The organism is Pseudoalteromonas sp. 5Ae-yellow (genome assembly GCF_014077565.1).
In the GTDB taxonomy this organism is placed as follows: domain Bacteria; phylum Pseudomonadota; class Gammaproteobacteria; order Enterobacterales; family Alteromonadaceae; genus Pseudoalteromonas.
In genome coordinates this window covers 34,554-54,539 of the sequence record NZ_JACGWD010000021.1, presented here as the reverse complement: position 1 = coordinate 54,539, position 19,986 = coordinate 34,554, and the positions used below count along the sequence as shown (strand labels likewise).

The window sequence follows — 19,986 nt, the reverse complement described above, 5'->3', positions numbered from 1 at the left end:
GTAAAAGAAATGGTCGAGTTGGCGTAAAAGCACTCTGGAAGGGGTGGTTGAAATTAGCAGAAATGGTCGAATCTGCCGAATTGTTAATATCAATTCAGCAGACAGAAAAGTTGTGATCAAGAGACAGGGCTACAGCGCCATAGGTGGAGTGTAACTTGGCATAAAATTGAAGTGTATAATGGCATAAAGTTACCAAATATAGGCTTTATGAGGTCAACCCCATAAAAATACTGCTAAGTTTAGTTGGCTGCTATGTGCCATGAGCGGTCATTGATAGCGCTTACCTAACAGGCGCAAAATAGCTGGCTAAACTTAGCAATGAAGGAGCGCAGCCTTCTGTTTTGCGTCCCTTGGTTTAGGCACTTGTTATAAACCTTAGTGCTCTACACCTACCCGCAGTTTTGCAATTTCGAAAGAAAGTACAAAACCAAATGTGGCAAGAAGACCTAAACACTTTCCTCTGTCATCTTCACAGTCTTTAAACTTGTCATGCATGTCAGGTCGTCGTTTTTTTACGTACAATTCAGTTTGTATTAGTTCTCGATACTCAAATCTGGGTTTAGTGACATCGTGAGCCAATGAATTTCTTAACTTCTTTATCTCATTCAAAGGCTGGATTAACTTCCGATAATCTTCAAGATCCTCACCCTCTTCAGGTCTGTAGACTTTTAAAAAATCCTTAAAAACATCTATTTTAGAACCCAACATCTTATTTTCGATATCGTCATCAATGACTCTGAGGAGATTGACCAACTTATGCTCAATTAGCAGCACAATAGTAAAAAACATACCAACCAGTTCATAATCTTCTTTTTTTCGCTCTCTCGCCCATTTATTCCCTTCAACCATGAGCTCTTTTAATTTTTCACCAATATCAATTGGTTCGTCTGATTGAATATAACGAATTGGTTTGTATTCTTTTTTCTTTTTACGTTTGTAATAACCAAACATGTTTAAAAGCTTTTCCACGATTCCTCCAAAGGCAACGCAGTTGTAACAGCCAACAGTTTTTTGTCCGCGTTTACGACTTTATTATGCATTTTTTAAGCTAGAAATTGCCATCTTGATCGGTTCTAATCTTATTTGATGCATCTCAGCTATAACTTTTCTTTTATCTGTTTTAACGATAACGAAACCCTCTTTAGAATCATCAGCATATAGTTGAAAGAAATAAGGCAACTCTTTTATGAGTAAGTATGCCTTTATTACTGCTGATACCTGGTCGTCATTTAGCAAACCGACCTGATTTAATAAGGTATCATAAACATCAGTAAAAAGAGTTTTTGGAATATGAGCATTAGAATTTATCGGCTGGCTCAATTGTTCAATTCGTGTCTCAAATGATGATTGGTTTATTTCCAATTCAGAGAGAATAGCAATCCTTACGCTGTCTATTTTCGAATTAAGCTCACGTTTATGCTGTTGCCTTGAAAAAAAACCATTTGCCAAGATTGTCACAACAACCCCTGAAAAACCTAAGAATCCAGCAATTAAAATTTGATATTTTTGTAATAAATCACACATGCAAACTCGACTTTAATCCATAACATTTTAGTATTTATGCGACACGCAGTTTGTGTTGCATAATCGCTTGTTGGACTGAGGCGCTACCTGCTCGGTGTGTCAGAGTTGGTGTTATTTATGCTATGGGAATTTGCTTTTTATGACCTAAGCGATATCAAGCCAGCTTTACTGGCGTGTCTATCGTATCTAAGCTATCCCTGCGTTACTCAGCGTTTATTATCCACCTATTAAACCTAATGTTTCGCCGTTAAGCAATGATCTTTTTCTCACGCACAATCGCGACTAGCCTGAGTAGTTAAGCAGGTTAACTCATTGATTTAATGCAGCAAGCAAGGCTGCTAACTCGTTCGCGCTATTTTATTTGTCGCCACATCTAAATTCATCACACCAACTAAACCGCGAGATGCCATTCAACAGTGAGGGCTATGGATAAATCAAAGATGATGTAATGCTTAATCGCTTTTGACTGGCCGGTTATCGCTCAAATAAGACTCTGAAAAATTGCTCATATAGCTATCTAGGTTAACAACGCTATCAAAAAACAGAAGTATATTTCCGATAACTACCTTCAAAGCCCTAGAAACGGAAGTTTACTTCCGGAATATGGCAATATAGGCTTGAAATCGGAAGTCTACTTCCGTTTTGTACTTTAAGATTATAAGCCGGTGTCTAGTGAAAGCTGGGGAATCCAAACTCGTTTCTGCCCCATTACGAGTTAACTCAAATACTCTAAAGATCTGCTTTGAGAGATAGCCAGACATTAAGGTTAGCTTAAAATAAGAGTTAAGTGATTTCCAAATTATGTTTTTCGCGCATATATTAAATAAAATGAACGTCGATAGAATTTTCTTTTTTCTGAATATCTTTAGTACCAATAAAAAATTTATAGTTGGCAACGAATTACGTTATTTGTTAAAAGTAGATTTATTAAATACATGAATGTGATATCAGCAGAAAGATGTGCGCGTCGCGCACTATAAAATTGGTTAGCGCAAAAAAGAGTAGAATTAAAAGCAAGTTCAAATAGTTAGCGAAAGTCTATGATGTCAATATCCAGTATTTTGCGCAATTCACTACAAGCAGTTGTGAACGTCTATATAACTGGTTAGCATTTCATTTTGTGTTTCAAGGGAGAACAATATGTGTTCAGTGAGGATGCAGTGAGTGCCTGCAAGTAAACAATTCAAGCCTAAATTGGTAACGGATATGCCTCAGGCATATATCGACAAGTATGTTCCTAGCGACGGATATCCAATCACTCAAAATAACAAAGAAAAAATAATTTGGGTGTGCCAATGCTGTAATAGCCCATTTAGTTGCAGCTTTGATAATTTAACCAATATTCCTGACCCTGTTTCTCCCCCTGAGCGATGCCCAGTTTGTCGTATTGCTCAACGGCTCTGTGCGCGCTTCGTTCAATCTCAGCATGCGACTAATTGGGAGATATTGAGTCATGAGGAGGACGGTACTAACGAACCTGATGCAAAGGGTCGCGCTCCGATTTATCTTTTTCGGCATTTAGCCTGTGGTGAAAGCAAACGAATCAAACACAGTTCAATAAAAGCCCTTCTGGCACCATCGCAATCCGTTACTGGCACTAGTTTACTCGATTGCGAGTTTTGCGCGGCTAAAGCTCAAGAGTATGAGACAGAGCAACTTAAACTTGAATCTGGTCACACCGCAGCTGAACTGGAGGCGCTTTCCCGCGAGGTTTGGGGGCAAAGAGCATCTGTGCGTCCATCCAGTGAGAACGGGCAATTTCACATCACGGTGAACGTAGTTGAGGGTGAGCGCCTTGATCGCATTGCTTATACCAATGTCATTATGCCCACAGGAAGGCTAAAAGGGCCACTCAATGACGTGATGAGTGAGGCACAACTCAGATCTCTTATCAAGGACGATCTACGTACGAAGGAAATGGTAGCTGAAGTTGCGGAGGACGCATCTAACTTTGGTGCAGTATTGAAGTATGTTGCCTATCAAGGGCGCGAAAATCAACTATACAAGGGAAGCGGAGATTTCGATGGCTTACCTGTTAAGAGCGAGGTTTACTTTTGTTATACAAAAGCGACCGGGCATCTTTCTAACTGGCAATCTTACCATCGCCTAAAAGAAACAAACTATACATTAACTACACAGAAGCGGAGCCAACTATTAACATTAGTGGTGCTCAAGCATATGTTTCCAGCCGATGCTTCGGGTGAAGTCTTCGAATGGCGCCAGGATATGCGTGGTTTAATGGATATGTTTGACCAAGCACTCATCGGCCGGGAAATTGATATTGTAAGCGAGCGTATTTTATTACCCAATGGCCAATACACACAAATTTGGGCTGAATATCAAGGCGTTCAAACTCACAACGATTGTGAAGAAACAAAGAAGATAGACCGATTAAAAAAAGAAGCTTGTTCTGCCGCCGGACAACCATTGCTAGTAGTTTCAAAAATGAAGGCATTGAGCGCAAACCAGGCTATTCTTGTGTGTAAAAAAGCTCTAGTGAGTTGGGAAGCAAATCATCCTGAACTTGCCGACCAATTAAGGCCGCTTTACAGAAGCCCAAACATTGCCGACGTTGGGGATGATTTTCGTAATGCTGATCGCATACAGACACAAGAACTAACCCGTCGATTGCATAAGGTTATGGCGGGTAATGGACGTTCCTTAGTTAACGAGCAAGAGGGCCGTCTATTTTTGCAAACCGACACGATCAAGTTCATTTGCCATCGTTGCGAGAAGGAAAGTGAAACCTCAGTTAAAAACATGCTATCGCTCGAGTCTCGGAAAACTGAGGGGTGCGAAAAGTGTCGTGGAATTACGACTCAAGTGCGTGCGACAACCGCGCGAGAAGAAAAATATCAGCAGTTTTTGTCGCCTGAACTGCTTGCAAGAATACACCCAGTTGTTTTGAGGCAGTTGTCACAGGGGACAATCAAAGAGAATATATGCTGTCCTCGCTGTGACAAAACAAGCGAAACACCATCGACGTTCAGTAGTGTGATTGAGCGGCTTGAGTCAGAGAAAGGGTTCATTTGTGGTTATTGTCTGACTAGGATTGAGCCCAACACGCCTCGCATATCGCCCGGTGAGTTCATTTCTGAACAAAACGTTTTGACCAGTGCACGTCAATGGCAAGGACCTATTAGGGAAATAATTAATTCAGTGGAGTGGTGTGAGCCAGACCTCTGGTATCAGTTTGTAAGGCGTGATACTGCAAACACCAAAAATTCAAACTTACTTCTAGAGTTAACATGTGAGCACGGTCATGTTCAGATAGACAGTCTTGAAGGTTGGCGCAGGCGCACTGATGCAATAGCAATCAAGCATCATAGAAGTGCTTGCCGTGTTTGCAGTCCGGAGACGCAAACACGCGCTGATTTTAAAGCTCAGGTTGCACGAGATAGCCGAATAGAACGTTTGCGTGCTATCCATCCACAACTCAAGATGATTTCTGCCTCTGATAATGAGCTGACAGTGAACTGCGGGCAAATAAGTCAAATTGGGCGTTTCCAAATTCCACACCCAGATTTTTTGGTTTATGAAACCAAGATCAACAATTACTTGGATCAACACGCCAAACATGATCGATGTCGATGTTTAATATGTGCTGCAGCACATGGAAGAAAACTACCTGATACCAAAAAAAACCTGCCCAGCTTGGATGCTCGACTTAAATTACGCGCTGCTTGGGTAGCCGATTTCTTAGGCCATTCATCTATTGATTCAGCGCGAGCCTATGCGGCTACCGATGTTCCACCCTCGATGAAAATAAAAAGTGGGGAGAGAATTTATTTCCAGTGTCATAATCCAGAGCACAAACCGGTGTTCACTGGAGCAGGCAATTTTTTCAATCCGAAACGAATAGGATATTGCCCTAAGTGTATGAGGAATGTAAAAACTAAACTAAAAACTGATGGTGTAAGTCATGAGCCCAAAACATGGGAGTCGTTCTGCCCTCTGCTTTAGCACTACTGCGCTAGAGGCGTCTCTACGCCTTTAGCCTGTATCGCAATGCTTGAGAATCTGTGAAATACTAAAATACTAAAATTGCTGACTCATTTTTGTCCAAATCCTAATCAGTAATACATCCACTATCCTCATATTGACTTTTAAATAAGAGGTCACTATGAAACCAGAACTAAACCACAATGCTACTGGTGTGAAACGCCCTTTCAAGCTTGAAGAGATTTGGCGTATTCGCACTCGATTTGTGTTGATACCCATATTATTCCACTAATCCTGTTTCTCAGCTAAAATCCCTAGTAATTTTTTTTGCTGTTTTTCTGTAAGCGTACCGAGCACACATATAAGCTCTGCTAAAGTATCTTCTTCACAATAAAAATAAGCAACTGGCACATCTAGCTCTTTAGCAATGCGTTTCATAGTTAAAAAATCAGGGGCATGTTTGCCTTTTTCATATTGGTTCATGCGAGCACTAGCCGTGTTTGGCTCCATTCCTAATGCCATACCTAGCTGTTGCTGAGTAAGGCCTGCTGCTTTTCTAGCAGATTTTAGGCGTGAAGGTGTTGGAGTTTCCATGTGAACCTTAGCTATAAAACATATCTTGCTAAGATTCTCTTAGTATCTAACCCATAAGTGTACTAAGGATATTTTAGTTTTTAAATATACACTTAATTAGTAATGTCTTAAACTATACATTTATGAGTTAAAAGGGATTTTATGCTTGTTTTTGCTAGCGATGCTTCGGGTAAGATTGTTTCAATAAATAATGTCAAAAATGGTAAAGCATGTAATTGCTTTTGTATCGCATGTAATGACCCTTTAGTCGCACGCAATGGCGGCAAAATAAAAGCTCACTCATTTGCTCATACTACTAAAGAAGAGTCTAGAACATGCTTAATGACCGCTTTGCATCGGTACGCTCAAGAATATTTTTTAACGGCTAAAGCAATAAACCTCCCTGCAATTACTATTTATCATAAAGGTTACAGCAAAACTGAACCTAGTAGAAAAGCCTTTATTAACTCTGCAAAACTTGAATATAGCATTCATAACAAATACATCGCCGATGTGAAGTTAGAAACTGATATCGGTAATTTATTAGTTGAAATCAAGGTAACATCGCCTTGCTCCGCAGAAAAAATCAACTTTTACCGTGACGAAAAAATCGCTTCCTTAGAGTATGATTTATCTGCTTATATTGATTCTGATTATACCGATGTAAATTGTGCGCTTAAGCATAATGATGATACGTCTAATTGGTTATTTGGTTGGTGTGAGGATCAATTAAGAGAAGAGATTAATCAAAAAGTTGAACTCAACCAAATAGAAATGAATAAAAAAATTAGACAACAAATTGAAGAGTCAAGAAAACAAGCACTACGTAAATTTGATAACTTAAAAAAGCGACAACGACTAAAAATACCCAGCCACAACATTGGATTTAACCATAATATTAAAGGTAAAAATTACGATTTATCTGCCCAAATAGTAAAAAGTAAAAGTATAAATTTTAAAGAAGTTTTACTTGAAGCAGAGCATGAACATTTTTTACTATTGAAGTGCGTAGCTCTTAATAATTCTAACCAAGAACGAGTGTTAAATGTTGCCCTTTTATTTCAACATGATACCCCCGATATCCTCAAAAAAGACTCAGGCCAAATCATCGTAGGTCGAATAAAAAAATCAAAACGATTTAAGTTCGAATGGCTTAACTTTACACCACCAGATTCGGCTTTAGAAAGAGCCAAATTTATAGCAATTGCTGAAAAAGAAGAACAACTAGAAAAATATAAGTTTATAGATCATGTAACAAACTATGCTGAAGTTTATACATTAGAACAAGATAGGTATTTTTCAATTGATTACCCAAAATGGAAAATTTGGCTTGCTTCACAAAGCGATATGGCTTCAAACGAAAATTTTAATGTTAAAAACCCCAAGTATCCAACTTTATTAAAAACAAATAACACACACCCTCAACTTTGGATGTTTGATCGCTGGTATATATTAATATTTAGCAAATTAGCAGAGTTTATTGACAGCTACCCAATAGGTACACCCATAGATACAAAATACATATTTGAGCTATTAAAAAACGAATTTCCACTTTCCCATAATTACAACCTCTTTGTCGAGCAAGCAGAAAAAATGAATGTTTCAGGTAAATTAGAGCACTTACTAAAGCCTGAAAGCATTATAAATACTTGCTTATCATTTTTTGAGGAGACACTTGCTGTTGAAAACATCTCTGGTGTTTTTTTTAGAAATTACAACTTGAGATTACAAATGTCTCCCGCAATCAAATAAATTAAGTACCCCAAGGTTGCAGCCCTAATACTTCGAATGTATTTTTAAGCTCTAGAATGGCGTAGCCAGGGTCTATACCGTAATTAAAAAAGCCGCCATTTATTATTTTGTCCCAACTATCTTGATCTTCTTTTGGAATAAATTCAGCGGTATTAACATCACAATCTCTAGCTAAAACGACCATAAGAACTTCATGAACAGAAGGTCTGTTATGGCCTTCAGGATATGGATTAACTTTCTTTATTCCTAAGATATTGGCAATCTCTTTAGCATCATACTTAGAGTTACTTATTTCATTGGCTAAATCGGGCTTGAAACAATAAATGATAACTGCCAATGTTTTTAATAGTGTATACCCTAAATAGCCACCTGCTGGAAATGCATTTTTGTCTGTTAAAACTTGTAAAACCTCTAAATACCTAACAAGCGTTTCGACTTCTCGTAAGGACAATTCTAAATTAATAATTATAGATCTAATAAATTGTTTTGATACAGAGGAGTAAGTATCACTTCGTATATTCTGATTCCTTTGTATCAATTGCTCAAATAGAGACATTGAAGCAAAAATAGGTTCAAATCTATTTGGCATTGTTTTATTGCTAAGTTTAATAGTGAATTTTAAAAATTTATCTAAATACCTTTGAGAGTCAACATCAACACCATAGCAATGATTTATTGATGCTCTCAGTTGTTGAGAGTTAGAAATCAATACAAATTGAACATTGTCGATATCAAATACGTGCTTAATAAGCTCTAGAACATCTACAGCAAAGCTAGGCTTACACCGATCCAGCTCATCAACAAAAAATACTATAGCTTTTTCTTCTGCTACTTTGGATATCGCATCTTTAAGGGAAGTTAAATTTTTTTCAGCTTGTACCTGATCTTTTATAATTGACTCAACAGTAGCATCAATGGCTTTATCTGCGGCTTTTTGAATATCTTTGTCATAATCATCGGCGACACTAGCAAAATCTTGCCTAAGAATATGTCCAACAAAAGCTTTTCCTCCTGTTTTAAGTCCAAACTTTGTAGCTGGTATAATTTTTTTAATAAAGCCTGGCTGCTCTTTTTCTGGCAGTAACTTAATTATCTCTGATAGAAGCGTGACAAGTGGTTCACCTACATGATCAGCTTTAAATGCATCTACATAGATTAAATGGTGAGTGTCCTTTAATTTGAATAAATTAATTGTTTTTTGACAAAATTCAGATTTCCCCGTTCCCCAACTGCCATCAAGCATCATAGGAGATACATCCAAAGATGAACTCAAAAGTTTAATCATGTTTTCTGCTACAGGCTTACGATGAAACTCATCACGACTTTCAAATGTGTTATTCATATTTTCCCTAATAATTTAATTTTTAAATATTCGAATAATAGTAATCTAGATTCATGACTCCGTATAACCTATTTCCTCAACAACTGACTAATCGGCATCCGGTCAGTAAACTTGGTCGCTATAAACGGATCTTCATCTAGGGCGCTTTCAGGTTTGTATAGTGAATAGCGCTCAACTTCAGTTGCTGTAATTTCTGAAACGGGCAAGGTAAATAGGTTTGGTACGTCAGGAAACAGTACCTCAAATGCTTTAACTAAGTGCTTGGTTGTGAGTGTTTTTGCGCTGTCTATTAATGCATAAAGTACGGCATCATCTAAAAAGTATTTTAATGTTCTGAAACAACCTTTTGATAGTGAGAACAAAGCAAATACTGTTGCTTGCTCACTTAAGTTTGGCTTTTCGGTAAATGGTATACGGTTGGCTAGGCCAATTATTAGTTGTACAAAATGCTTTGGATTTTCTGATAATTTAAAATATGGCAGCTGCCGCCTTACTAATAAACGCGATGACCATTGAGGTTCGTCTGCTATTTTTTCTGCCCACGGCATTCCTACCAATACAATTGATACACCCGCTTCGTCGTTAATATACTTTAATCGGTTAGCAATCTCGCGGCGCTTTTTACCTTGGTTGTGCTCAATTAGCTCTTGGAACTCATCAATAATTATAAGCTCAGTACCACACGTTTTTAAATTTTCAATTAATGATGTCGTTAACCGAGTACCGTTTACTCGCAATTTGCGCTTTGTGCTACCTACTTGTCCTAAGTCTTTAAGAAGTTCAGCTAAGGTAGACTCTAATGTGGGGTTGCTGGGAATACGGCTTACTAATACAGGGTGATTCATCACTCCATTAATAAATTGCGGTAAATGGCGTTCTTTATACTGTTTTATTAGTGCTGTTTTACCTGTGCCTGTATCGCCGCTTAAAAGCATACAAGGCTTTTCGCCCGCTAACCCTTTACCAAGTCTTAATCTGTCAAAGTCGTTAAATACCGTGCTTATTATTGGGTATTCAATAAATACATCGCGAAATTCATTTAGTTTTTCTTTTTGTTTATCGGTCAGCATAATTAAAATCCATCTAGATCTGAGATAAAGTCATCCCAGCTATCTGTTGGTTGCTCTTTAGGGGTGACCTTTTTGGGCTCTATGGGTTTGCACTGAGTTATTGATTTTTGTGAATCACTATTTACATTTTGATGCTTAGCTAACGCTTTACCCCCTTTTACCTTTGAGTTTTTTGGCGCATTTTTTAACTCTTCAAACTCGTTTTGAATTTTATTATGAATAAACATACGCGCTTTTGCTAAGCCTACATTATCGATAGAGCCCGAAATAAAATCGCGATGAATACGTATATTTATTTTGTGCTGATTCAAACTTAAATTTTGGGTGTAACCGTTTGGATCTATGCATGGCACTTTTATGTAATGCTCTAGCTTATCAAGGTAAACATATATATAAGAAATATCATCGGAGTTTAATTTAATTAAAACTTCTTGAGATACTTTATGGCTAAATTGCTTTCTATAATTTGCTAGTTCAGTACTGTCGTAGCTTAAGTTTTCTAGCCGTATTCCACCTTTTCGAAGTACCCGATGATTTGAAATACTGAGCACAACATCTAGTTGTTGAAGGTCATCATTACTCAGCATTGTTGGTGGTAACGTATTAAAGCCTTGATCCCATTGTTGGCTTGGTATGTACTTAAAGCGGCTGTCTGCATCTTGATGGAAAACGTCTACTACCCATTTATGAAATAACTGCATAAAGGTCGTAAAGCGCATGATTGCATCTTTTTTGGGATTGTATTCATGCTTTTGTAAAATGTTAGAAAAGGTTTTACCAGGAACAGGGTCTAATAATTCAGTGTTAATTGTGCCAAACATACGTTCTACAAAGGGTTTTAACCAAGGCTTTGCGACAGGGTTATATTGAGTATTAATGCCTATTTCTTCACAAGCAAGTTCAAGGCTGTTACTCCAAAATTCAGCGCCATTATCAACAACGAGTGTTTCAATTTTGCCAGCACACTTCCACTCATTAATCGTATCGGGGTATAGTTTTGCCACTTCATTTTTAGGTTTCATGGCATTTAGCATTGCTCGCCTCACTGCATCATAGCTAGGCTCACTGAAGCTAAAGTAATAGCCAACAATACAATGGCTATACACATCGACTAACATGGTGAGTGTTGGCCGACCAAGTGGGATATGCAGCTCATCATCTAATAGAATAAGATCAAGGGGTGTATGATCAATTTCAACTTTTTCGAGTACACGAGTAGGCCGTGTATGCCCTTCTACTTTATTAAACGCAATATCAGCAAGGCGCTTACCATAACGAGCAATCATCACGTCGTATTGCGGTAAGTTATCTATTCTGTTTTTAAACGCTTTGTATGTTATAGGCTTTAAATCACTGCCAACAACACTATCGTTTTCAATAATAACTAAATCTGCATAATACTTATAAGCCGAAGCCACTGATGGTTTTTCTTTTACTAAGTAACGCTCAAGTGCCTTTTCAAAAAACTTATCAGTTGCTGTCTCGCGCTCCCTGTTCCCCTTTTTTTGGTGGCTTGGAATTAGCGCCATGATATTTTTATCTGCATTGGTATAAGCGCTATACCATCGTGCAGCGGTTCTCCAGCTAGGCTTCTTTTCTCCCTCAACTTCGGGCATTACTTTTAATAAAGGCTCAAGGTTTTTTTGAGTCCAACCGCCTTGAATATTAGCCTCAAGCCATTGAATATATTTAAGCTTAGCAAATGTTGTAGTTTTAATTTTTTCAGGAAGGGCTTGTAAATCTTTGGCGTAATTTTGAGGTAGTTTGGTTTCTGCTTTTGGTAATGGCTGGTTAAATTCATCATCAAACAAACCGTCATTAAACATTGTTAGACCAAATTGCTGTTTCTATTGATATTTCATTTGTAGTTAAGTCGGCAAATAACTGCCCTAGTGATAATAAGCGTAGCACCGTAGCAAGTAGCTCACCGGCAGTTACTTTTAAAAAGTTAACTAACTGGCCCACTTTAATAGAGCCGTATTGCTTAACAAGTTCTAGCACCGATGCTTGCAGCTCTGTTAAAGACTGAAAACCAGAGTAGCGATGTAAAAGCTTTAAATTATTGAGTGTTGGGTATACACGGATTTGTTTGTCTGTAACCAGTATTAAGTCGCGTCCATCTTGCTTAGCTATGGTTTGCTTTTCAATAAAACGTGCACGAAAGTCTTCATCGGCAATTTTGCTTTGCGGTTTTACTTCGATAAGTTTTTGCGTGCCGTCTGTGTGAGTAAGTAAAAAGTCAGGTGTGTAGCGACAAGTACGGTTATCAAACTCATATTCATAACCTAGTGGTTGTGCTTCAAATGCGGCTATTGATGGTGAAAACTCAAAATGGAAACAAGCATCAAACTCTAAAGAGGATTCGACTAAACAGGTAGATTTATTTTTTTGACTAGCAAATTTATGGAGGTTTTTAACACGGGAGTGTTTGAGTTTTCTTTTGTACATATGAGTCAACCATCTAACCATTTGGTTAAATACTAGACTATGCCACCTTATACTTCCAATTTATGCCATCTTTTAGTACAAATATGTCAACTTATACTTCAAACAACACCCAAATGAGGAATTTGGGTGGCAGTCTTACCAGCCACATCTCGGCACACACGTCACAAACTGTGGCTGCTCCCTTCCGGGCCTGACCAGGTTCGCCTGCTAGTGTTGCGAGAGGACCAATAAGACTACCATTGAGGGCCTTGGTTGGCGCGGGAAGGATTATCTCTACTTTTGCTCTGTTATTCAAGGGATAATCTAAAAAGAAAGTGCGATTGCATACTTCATATACAATCGCGGTGCATTTAGCTGTTTTAGTGCGTATTAATTGTTCTCTAACTGCGCTTTTATATTACGAAGTGCTGCTTTTACTTTTTTCATGTTTTCTGGACCCATACGTAAAAGCTGTTTTTGTGCCGCAGGTAATTGCTCCCACTCCGAAAACGCATACTGGTACGTTACTGAATCACGTAGTAACGGCAAATCACCTTCTGGTTCTGGCGTATCGAGTAATAAATCGATAGCATCTTCCAGCGTTTGATTAAACTCATCATCACCGTAGCCAATTTCACTGTATGCATTATTAATAAGTGGCTTGTACTCTTCGTACATACGAACGGCTTGCGCTGCACTCATACTAGTAAATATTTTTACGTACGGTGTGTAACGCTCGTAGCTGTTAGGGTTAATCGTTAGGATGTCAGCTTCATTTACGCTAAATTTCTCTTCTGGCTGTACAACAGGCGTGTGCTTTTTAGCTACTTTACCTTTAGCTAGGTTATCTACAAATACAACACCACGGCGAATTACATCGTCGGTTACCATTAAGCTCATTACTGAGTCGCTTAGGTATTCGTCGATTTTTGCAACAACAACCGCATCACTTTCGTTAAGCGTTGGTAATGGTTTTACTTCAGGCACCGGCTCACTTGGGCTTTGTGCTGGCACCTCAAGCTCTGCTGGCTTTTCTGGCATAACTGATGGTGCGTCAACTACGGGATCGTTTTCAGGTTTAAGCTCCATCATTGGTTGCTCTTTTGGCGCTTGCTCTACCTCTGTGCGTGTTTGTGGCTCATCACTTGGCTTTAATAGTACAAACGCGGCTGCGCACACAACTATTATTAAAATAATAACGGCGAAAAGAAAATTGTTATTAGGCGGACGTTTTTGAACATCTGACGCTTCTGGTTTATCTGACATACAAACTCCATAAAAATTAAAAGTGCGTTATCACTCAGAGTACTCTGAATGGAAAAAATTCATTATGAGTAGTAACTATAAATACATAACTATTTTAGCTTACAAATATAAACATAAGCTTACTGTACTTACTATTACTCAGTTATCCTTTGATTCTTCTAGCTTAAAGACTTACAGTTAATAAATAAAGTAAAGACGTTGAACAGTTTAAACACCAATATGAAAATCAAGCAAGTCGATCCAGAAAAACCAAAAATTGCACTATTATTAACGGGCGGTGGCGCACGAGCTGCTTATCAAGTGGGTGTACTTAAAGCGCTCGCTCATAGCATGCCGCGTACAGCTCCATTACCGTTTAGAGTAATAAATGGCACCTCTGCTGGGGCTATTAACTCTGCGGCTTTAGCATGTTACGCCTCTTGTGCACATTTAGCTGTACGAAAACTTGAATCAGTTTGGAAAAACTTTTCGACCTCGATGGTTTATAAAAGTGACTTCTTAAGCGTATTTGGTCATATTGCGCGTAATATTTTAACTAGCTTTCAGTCAGAGCATATTAATCACCCACCAGCGAGTTTGCTAAATAATCGCCCTCTACGTGGTTTGCTCAATGAAATTTTAGACTTGCACCGGATAGAGCGTAACTTACACCGTAATTATTTAGATGCGCTGTCTATTACAGCTTCTAGTTATACGACGGGCGACTCTGTTGCGTTTTTTCAATCAAATACACAAACACCATGGCAACGCGCTAAACGCGAAGGCCAAGCCACGCGTATTAACGTTGAGCATTTAATGGCGTCGAGTGCCATTCCTATGGTGTTTCCAAGTGTAAATATTTATAACCATTACTTTGGTGATGGCTCTATACATCAGCTTTCTCCCTTGAGTCCATCGATTCATTTAGGTGCTGAAAAAATATTTATTATTGGGGTCGACCAGCCTAAAGAGCTTCACCCACCGGGTTATTCGCCGCATTACCCTGGCTTATCAGCTGTTGCAGGGCATTTACTCGATAGCGTATTTACCGACACTATGCAGTCGGATTTAGAGCGACTGGAACGCGTTAACCGCACTTTAGGATTACTCCCCGCTCGTGATAAACATCAAGAACTTAAGCAAATTGATACCTTTGTTATTAACCCTTCGCAAAACTTTAACGCCATTGCCGCGCAGTATTACGACGATATGCCGTGGGCGATTAAAGTATTACTGCGTACGATCGGTGTTAAAAAACATTCGCAATCGAGTTTGACCAGTTACCTATTGTTTGAAAAACGCTATACCCAACATTTAATGCAAATTGGCTATGAAGATGGCATGGCGCAATTGCCTAAAATGCGTAAGTTTTTAGAGTTAGATTAAGTCCAAACAAGCACATTATTCTATCCCGTCGAGCAGGTAGTGCTCTACCCGCTCAACACGCCTTGGTTTACCTTGTAGTACTAAAACGTCGTTAGGTAACAAGGTTGTTTTCGCTGATGGCGTGTCTATTTCGGACCCTTCTCTGCGAAGTGCTTTTACGAGTACTCGCCGCTTTTCTAAATTTAGATCTTCAATTGTTTTACTCACGGCATAAGCTTGCTTGGGCAATGCTACAACGTGTAAATATTCTAATCGGTCGGTTGAGGCATCTTCGCTATCTTTAAAATACCCTGCGTAAAAACTTTGCATTAATGGATAACGATTACGTCGCTCTTTACTTACTCGGCGAACAATACGTGTCATGGGTACGCCCGACATAGACAACACATGCGACACGAGCATTAAGCTCGCCTCTAACGACTCGGGCACCACTTCGGTTACACCTAGCGCTTTTAAATAATCGAGCTGGCTGTCGTCACGAGTCCTAATAAGTATTTTAACGTTAGGTGCTATTTGCTTTATGGCATCAATAACAACTTGCGCGTGATCAAACTCAGTAAAAGTAATAATCACCAACCGAGCTCGCTCTACTCCTGCGCATTTTAAAATATCTTTTTGCTTAACATAACCAAATATTACAGGCTCGCCAGCCGCTTTGCCTTCTTGTACAAGTATTGGGTTACTTTCGATGGCAACGTAGTCTATTGCTTCGGGCTTTAAAAAACGCGCTATAGTTTGTCCAACACGCGAAAAACCACAAATAACAACATGATCGCTATAAAGTGTACTACTTTGTGGCTCACTCTCCAGCGCTAAACTTGGGCGATCGAGTATGCCTAAACGATTTAAAATGAATGGCGTTTTATCAATCAAAAATGGTGTAAATGCCATTGAAAGCACACCCAATGCAATTAAAAATGAAGCTTGCTCTGAGTTTAATAACTGATGCTGGCCAGCAAGTGCGATAAGTACAAAACCAAACTCTCCCATTTGCCACAACATAATGCCACAGGCGAGTGAATCTTGGTTTCGTTCATGCATTAGCCGCGCACTAAGTGCTACTACTGTAATTTTTAATATGAGTAACCCAAGCAATGCACCAATAATTATTACTATGTGCGCCAGTACAAATAAAATATCTAGCTGCATACCCACAGTTACAAAAAACAGCCCCATTAATATATCGCGAAATGGACGTATGTCGGCCTCTAACTGATGCCTATAATGGCTCTCACCTAACATCATTCCCGCTAAAAATGCGCCCAATGCCATAGACAAGCCAAACATATACGTTAAAAAGCCTGCAAATAAAGCGACTAATATGGTGGTAAGCACAAATAACTCATCGGTTCGTACTTGCGCTATTTCTTTAAATACAATGGGCAATACCCATTTACCAATTGCCCAAAGAAGCACACATACAAATGCGCCTTTACTTAGGGCAAATGCTAAAGCCCAGCCAATACTTTGAGAGTCACTTGATGCAAATAAAGGAAGTATTATTAATAGAGGAACGACAGCAATATCTTGAAAAAGTAGAACACCAACAGCCAATTGCCCACGGCGCTGATTAAGCTCACCCGTTTCTTTTAATAGCTTAACAACCACAGCAGTTGAAGAAAGCGCCATAATTGTGCCAATGGTAAAGCTGGTGAGTAATGAAAAGTTTAAGCAATATAGAATAATAATGAAGAGTAAACTGGTTATACCTACTTGTAATGAGCCCAAACCAAATACTAGATTTCGCATTGCCATTAGCCGAGAAATAGAAAATTCTAGCCCTAAACTAAATAACAAAAATACAATGCCCAATTCAGCCACAAACTCTATTTCGTGAGATTGTGTAAGCCAACCAATACCATGACTACCAGCTAAAACCCCAGTTGCTAGGTACGCTAAAATAGGCGGCAAGCCAATGCGCTTAAAAAACCACACAAAAAGAACTGCCGCGACTAATAAGCCAAAAATTTGAGCATTAATACTTTGCAAATGCAGCCTCGCGTTTAAATTAAACTAGTCGCTTGTAAGTAAATATAACAACCATATGTTTTTCATGCAATTTTAAAATATGGCACAAAAATAGCTTAGTTATTGCAAAGTAACACCCTCGGGGGAGAATTTAATGGAAAACGTCCATATTTTGACGCAGCGTGTGTCTGGTCGCGGTGATTTTTTGCCGTTTTCGGCTGAACACTCACCTACAAATGAAATAACAGAAACGCACGAACTCGTTGCAGAGCTACAAACAAGCTTAGTAATCGAGGATGTGCTTGCTATTTATGCTAAATTTGCAAAACAATTGCTCAATTTTTCTGGATTGCAATTTCAGTCTACCTTAGGTACTGCTCAAACATCACAGAGTGATACAAATAGTACACCCTATATTTTTGATTTGACGATCGGCAAAGAACACCTAGGACAGCTAATTTACTTTAGTAGATTCCCGCTTGGTCACGCAATTGAGAAAAAGTTACATACATTACATACTGCGCTGGTTTATCCACTTCGTAATGCGATGATGTATAGCCGCGTACTAAAGCTTGCTACAAAGGATGCGTTAACCGGTTTAAATAATCGTAGTCAATTTAATGACTTTTTGCTTCAAAAGCTCGAAAACTGTCGCCGTTACCAACGTCCATTTAGTTTAATGTTGCTTGATTTAGATAACTTTAAACAAGTTAACGACAATTTCGGTCATAAAATTGGTGACGATACACTTAAAGAGTTTTCAAAAGTACTGTGTAGCAGCATACGCGGCACTGATTCGGTATTTAGATTTGGTGGTGATGAGTTTGCTTTACTTATTGAAGACCCAGAGTTTACTACTAATAAAGTAATTGCTGAGCGAATAATGTGCCTAGTAAGAAAATCGCCATTAATGTCTAAATATAAAGTAACAACCAGTATTGGTTTTACTTTAGCTAACAGCCAAGATTGCGAAACTGAGATATTTGCTCGAGCCGATAAAGGTTTATACAAAGCAAAGGCATCAGGTAGAAACTGCGCAAAAGCATATTAGCCTTTAGTTAACTGCATTAAATAAAAAAGCCTAGCTTCCCCCGCTAGGCTTTGCACTTACCAATTTATAAATAAACAACGCAGCACAGAATCCAAAAAAGAATCCGCTAATTAAATTAAGTAATGCAGTAATAGTAGCAAGCGGTGTAAATAATACTAAAAGCAGTGGCAGGCTCACGCCTGAAATAAAAAATAATCCACCTTTACCTAACCAATAAGCTAATAAAAGTACTGCAGATGCAATCCCACCAGCGACCGCATAACCTAACGTGACTATATTTAACTCAAGTAAAACATTAGCGATAACAGCAATAAGCGCTGTTATTAGCATACCCATTGGTGCTTTTGTTACTAACGATAAGCCAACATGCGGCTGTTTACTCATTTATTTACACTCCCAAAAAATACCATTTTCATCAACATGCTTAGCGCTTATAAAACAACCAACCACTTGAACTAATTCATCATTATAAAAAATAAGTGGCACACTGGCGCGTAGCCACGGCGCTATTTTTGCATCTTTAAACCAATGCTTAACTGTATTACTACCAGGCTTTTTAAATGGTTTAATACGTGCGCTATTGCAATTAAAGCGCACTATTACTTGCTCATTTGAGTGTGGAGGCCTTACTCCAAAACCAATGCTTTTAATTAATAAGCGCCCGTCAGCAAGTTTTAGCTGTGAATGATTCAGCTCACTATCTGTTAATACTTCACTTGGTATTACAAAATACAAATAACCTTGATGGCGACGTATTTGCCCATCGAGCAAATCAATACGCATTTGTGTATCGTTTTTTGCGTGCATTGCTTGATTAATAATTTGCTCAAGCTGCTTTAGCGATGGCATGACTTGTGTAAATAATGCAAGCCACGCACGTACTATATTTGCAATACGCGCTGCACTGTATTCGCTTATTTGGCTAATGCACAGTGCTTGGTGCTCGTTAATACACTTATTTAAATCAAGCTGTGTATATTCATCGAGCAATGTTTGCTGTTGTTGTAGCAGCTCAATACTTCGTGCTGTACATTGTTCAAACCCAGCAAATCGCTCGGCTAACACAGGTACTATTTTTGAGCGTAAAAAGTTACGGTCAAAACTTTCATCTGTATTTGAGTCATCAGTTATGTGGTTAATACTAAAGCGCGCCGCAAACGCTTCTATATCGCTTCGCTTGACGTTTAACAATGGCCTAAAACATACACGGCCACTTTGCAGCAAACGCACTTGTTGCATGGCGCCAAGCCCTTTTAAACCCGAACCTCGCTTTAAGCGCAGTAAAAACGTTTCTACTTGGTCGTTTAAATGTTGGCCCAGTAAAATAATGCTGCCTTGTGGGCTTAGCTCATCAAGTGCTTTATAACGTGCATCGCGAGCTTGGGCTTCAAGGCTCGTACGCGACTGCTGCTCAATTACAACTTTTGCGGCTTTAAAAGGCACATCAAGATCAATACACACATTTTTACAAAAGCGTTGCCAGTCATCGCCATACTGGCTCAAGCCATGGTGAACATAAATAGCCGATACATCAATTGCAGGGTTATCAGCTCTTAAAGTACGCATTAAATGCAGCAACACCACAGAATCAACGCCACCAGAAAGCGCCACTGTAAAAACAGTGTTACCTTGCTCAATATAGCTATTTAGTGATTTTTTTAACTGCTGATAAATTACTGATGTATGCATATGGACGCACTTTTATA

15 protein-coding genes and 1 other RNA gene are annotated in these 19,986 nt (G+C 38.8%); 4 read left to right on the top strand and 12 right to left on the bottom strand.

Going from position 1 to position 19,986, the window contains the following annotated elements:
• Nucleotides 1–375: 375 nt before the first annotated feature.
• Both H4J63_RS07990 and H4J63_RS07985 read right to left on the bottom strand, forming a co-directional pair.
• On the bottom strand, nt 376–969 hold the full coding sequence (locus tag H4J63_RS07990; protein WP_139047174.1) for a hypothetical protein: 594 nt from the start codon (nt 967–969) through the stop codon (nt 376–378).
• Between the two features lie 63 nt (nt 970–1,032).
• Nucleotides 1,033–1,524: a hypothetical protein gene (locus tag H4J63_RS07985; RefSeq protein ID WP_007581840.1), complete on the bottom strand. Its 492-nt coding sequence runs from the start codon at nt 1,522–1,524 to the stop codon at nt 1,033–1,035.
• A gap of 1,164 nt (nt 1,525–2,688) precedes the next feature.
• Between H4J63_RS07985 and H4J63_RS07980 the strand changes: the two genes are divergently transcribed.
• Nucleotides 2,689–5,487: a hypothetical protein gene (locus tag H4J63_RS07980; protein WP_182195871.1), complete on the top strand. Its 2,799-nt coding sequence runs from the start codon at nt 2,689–2,691 to the stop codon at nt 5,485–5,487.
• Between the two features lie 267 nt (nt 5,488–5,754).
• On the opposite strand, the gene H4J63_RS07975 is transcribed toward H4J63_RS07980, so the two are convergent.
• The gene (locus H4J63_RS07975) at nt 5,755–6,060 is read right to left on the bottom strand and encodes a helix-turn-helix domain-containing protein (protein ID WP_182195869.1); all 306 of its coding nucleotides are present in this window, start codon (nt 6,058–6,060) and stop codon (nt 5,755–5,757) included.
• A gap of 141 nt (nt 6,061–6,201) precedes the next feature.
• Between H4J63_RS07975 and H4J63_RS07970 the strand changes: the two genes are divergently transcribed.
• Nucleotides 6,202–7,791 carry a hypothetical protein gene (locus H4J63_RS07970; protein ID WP_182195866.1) on the top strand — a complete coding sequence of 530 codons (1,590 nt, stop codon included), beginning with the start codon at nt 6,202–6,204 and terminating at the stop codon, nt 7,789–7,791.
• Between the two features lies 1 nt (nt 7,792).
• On the opposite strand, the gene H4J63_RS07965 is transcribed toward H4J63_RS07970, so the two are convergent.
• The 6 genes from H4J63_RS07965 to H4J63_RS07940 all read right to left on the bottom strand — a co-directional run bounded on the left by H4J63_RS07965 (nt 7,793) and on the right by H4J63_RS07940 (nt 13,896).
• A complete protein-coding gene (locus tag H4J63_RS07965; protein ID WP_182195863.1) occupies nt 7,793–9,133 on the bottom strand; it encodes a P-loop NTPase fold protein in 1,341 nt (446 codons plus the stop codon).
• Between the two features lie 68 nt (nt 9,134–9,201).
• Nucleotides 9,202–10,203, bottom strand: coding sequence for a TniB family NTP-binding protein (locus H4J63_RS07960; protein ID WP_182195861.1), 1,002 nt, complete (start codon nt 10,201–10,203; stop codon nt 9,202–9,204).
• 2 nt (nt 10,204–10,205) lie between these two features.
• Nucleotides 10,206–12,029, bottom strand: coding sequence for a Mu transposase C-terminal domain-containing protein (locus H4J63_RS07955; protein ID WP_182195858.1), 1,824 nt, complete (start codon nt 12,027–12,029; stop codon nt 10,206–10,208).
• Nucleotides 12,022–12,651: a TnsA endonuclease N-terminal domain-containing protein gene (locus H4J63_RS07950; protein WP_182195855.1), complete on the bottom strand. Its 630-nt coding sequence runs from the start codon at nt 12,649–12,651 to the stop codon at nt 12,022–12,024. The genes H4J63_RS07955 and H4J63_RS07950 overlap by 8 nt, the downstream gene beginning before the upstream one ends.
• Before the next feature lie 133 nt (nt 12,652–12,784).
• Nucleotides 12,785–12,881: signal recognition particle sRNA small type (ffs, locus tag H4J63_RS07945), an RNA gene on the bottom strand.
• 139 nt (nt 12,882–13,020) lie between these two features.
• A complete protein-coding gene (locus H4J63_RS07940; RefSeq protein ID WP_182195853.1) occupies nt 13,021–13,896 on the bottom strand; it encodes a DUF3014 domain-containing protein in 876 nt (291 codons plus the stop codon).
• Nucleotides 13,897–14,115: 219 nt separating this feature from the next.
• Here H4J63_RS07940 and H4J63_RS07935 point away from each other — a divergent pair, with 219 nt between their 5' ends.
• Nucleotides 14,116–15,261 carry a patatin-like phospholipase family protein gene (locus H4J63_RS07935; RefSeq protein WP_182195850.1) on the top strand — a complete coding sequence of 382 codons (1,146 nt, stop codon included), beginning with the start codon at nt 14,116–14,118 and terminating at the stop codon, nt 15,259–15,261.
• A 15-nt stretch (nt 15,262–15,276) separates the two neighbouring features.
• Here the strand turns inward: H4J63_RS07935 and H4J63_RS07930 are convergent, their stop codons facing one another.
• Nucleotides 15,277–17,250: a monovalent cation:proton antiporter-2 (CPA2) family protein gene (locus H4J63_RS07930; RefSeq protein ID WP_182195847.1), complete on the bottom strand. Its 1,974-nt coding sequence runs from the start codon at nt 17,248–17,250 to the stop codon at nt 15,277–15,279.
• 133 nt (nt 17,251–17,383) lie between these two features.
• Here H4J63_RS07930 and H4J63_RS07925 point away from each other — a divergent pair, with 133 nt between their 5' ends.
• A complete protein-coding gene (locus H4J63_RS07925; protein ID WP_182195845.1) occupies nt 17,384–18,280 on the top strand; it encodes a GGDEF domain-containing protein in 897 nt (298 codons plus the stop codon).
• A gap of 30 nt (nt 18,281–18,310) precedes the next feature.
• Here H4J63_RS07925 and H4J63_RS07920 read toward each other — a convergent pair whose 3' ends face one another.
• Entirely contained in the window at nt 18,311–18,664 is a 354-nt protein-coding gene (locus H4J63_RS07920; protein ID WP_182195842.1) for a hypothetical protein, read from the bottom strand.
• The gene (gene tilS / locus H4J63_RS07915) at nt 18,665–19,969 is read right to left on the bottom strand and encodes a tRNA lysidine(34) synthetase TilS (protein ID WP_182195840.1); all 1,305 of its coding nucleotides are present in this window, start codon (nt 19,967–19,969) and stop codon (nt 18,665–18,667) included.
• Nucleotides 19,970–19,986: the final 17 nt, after the last annotated feature.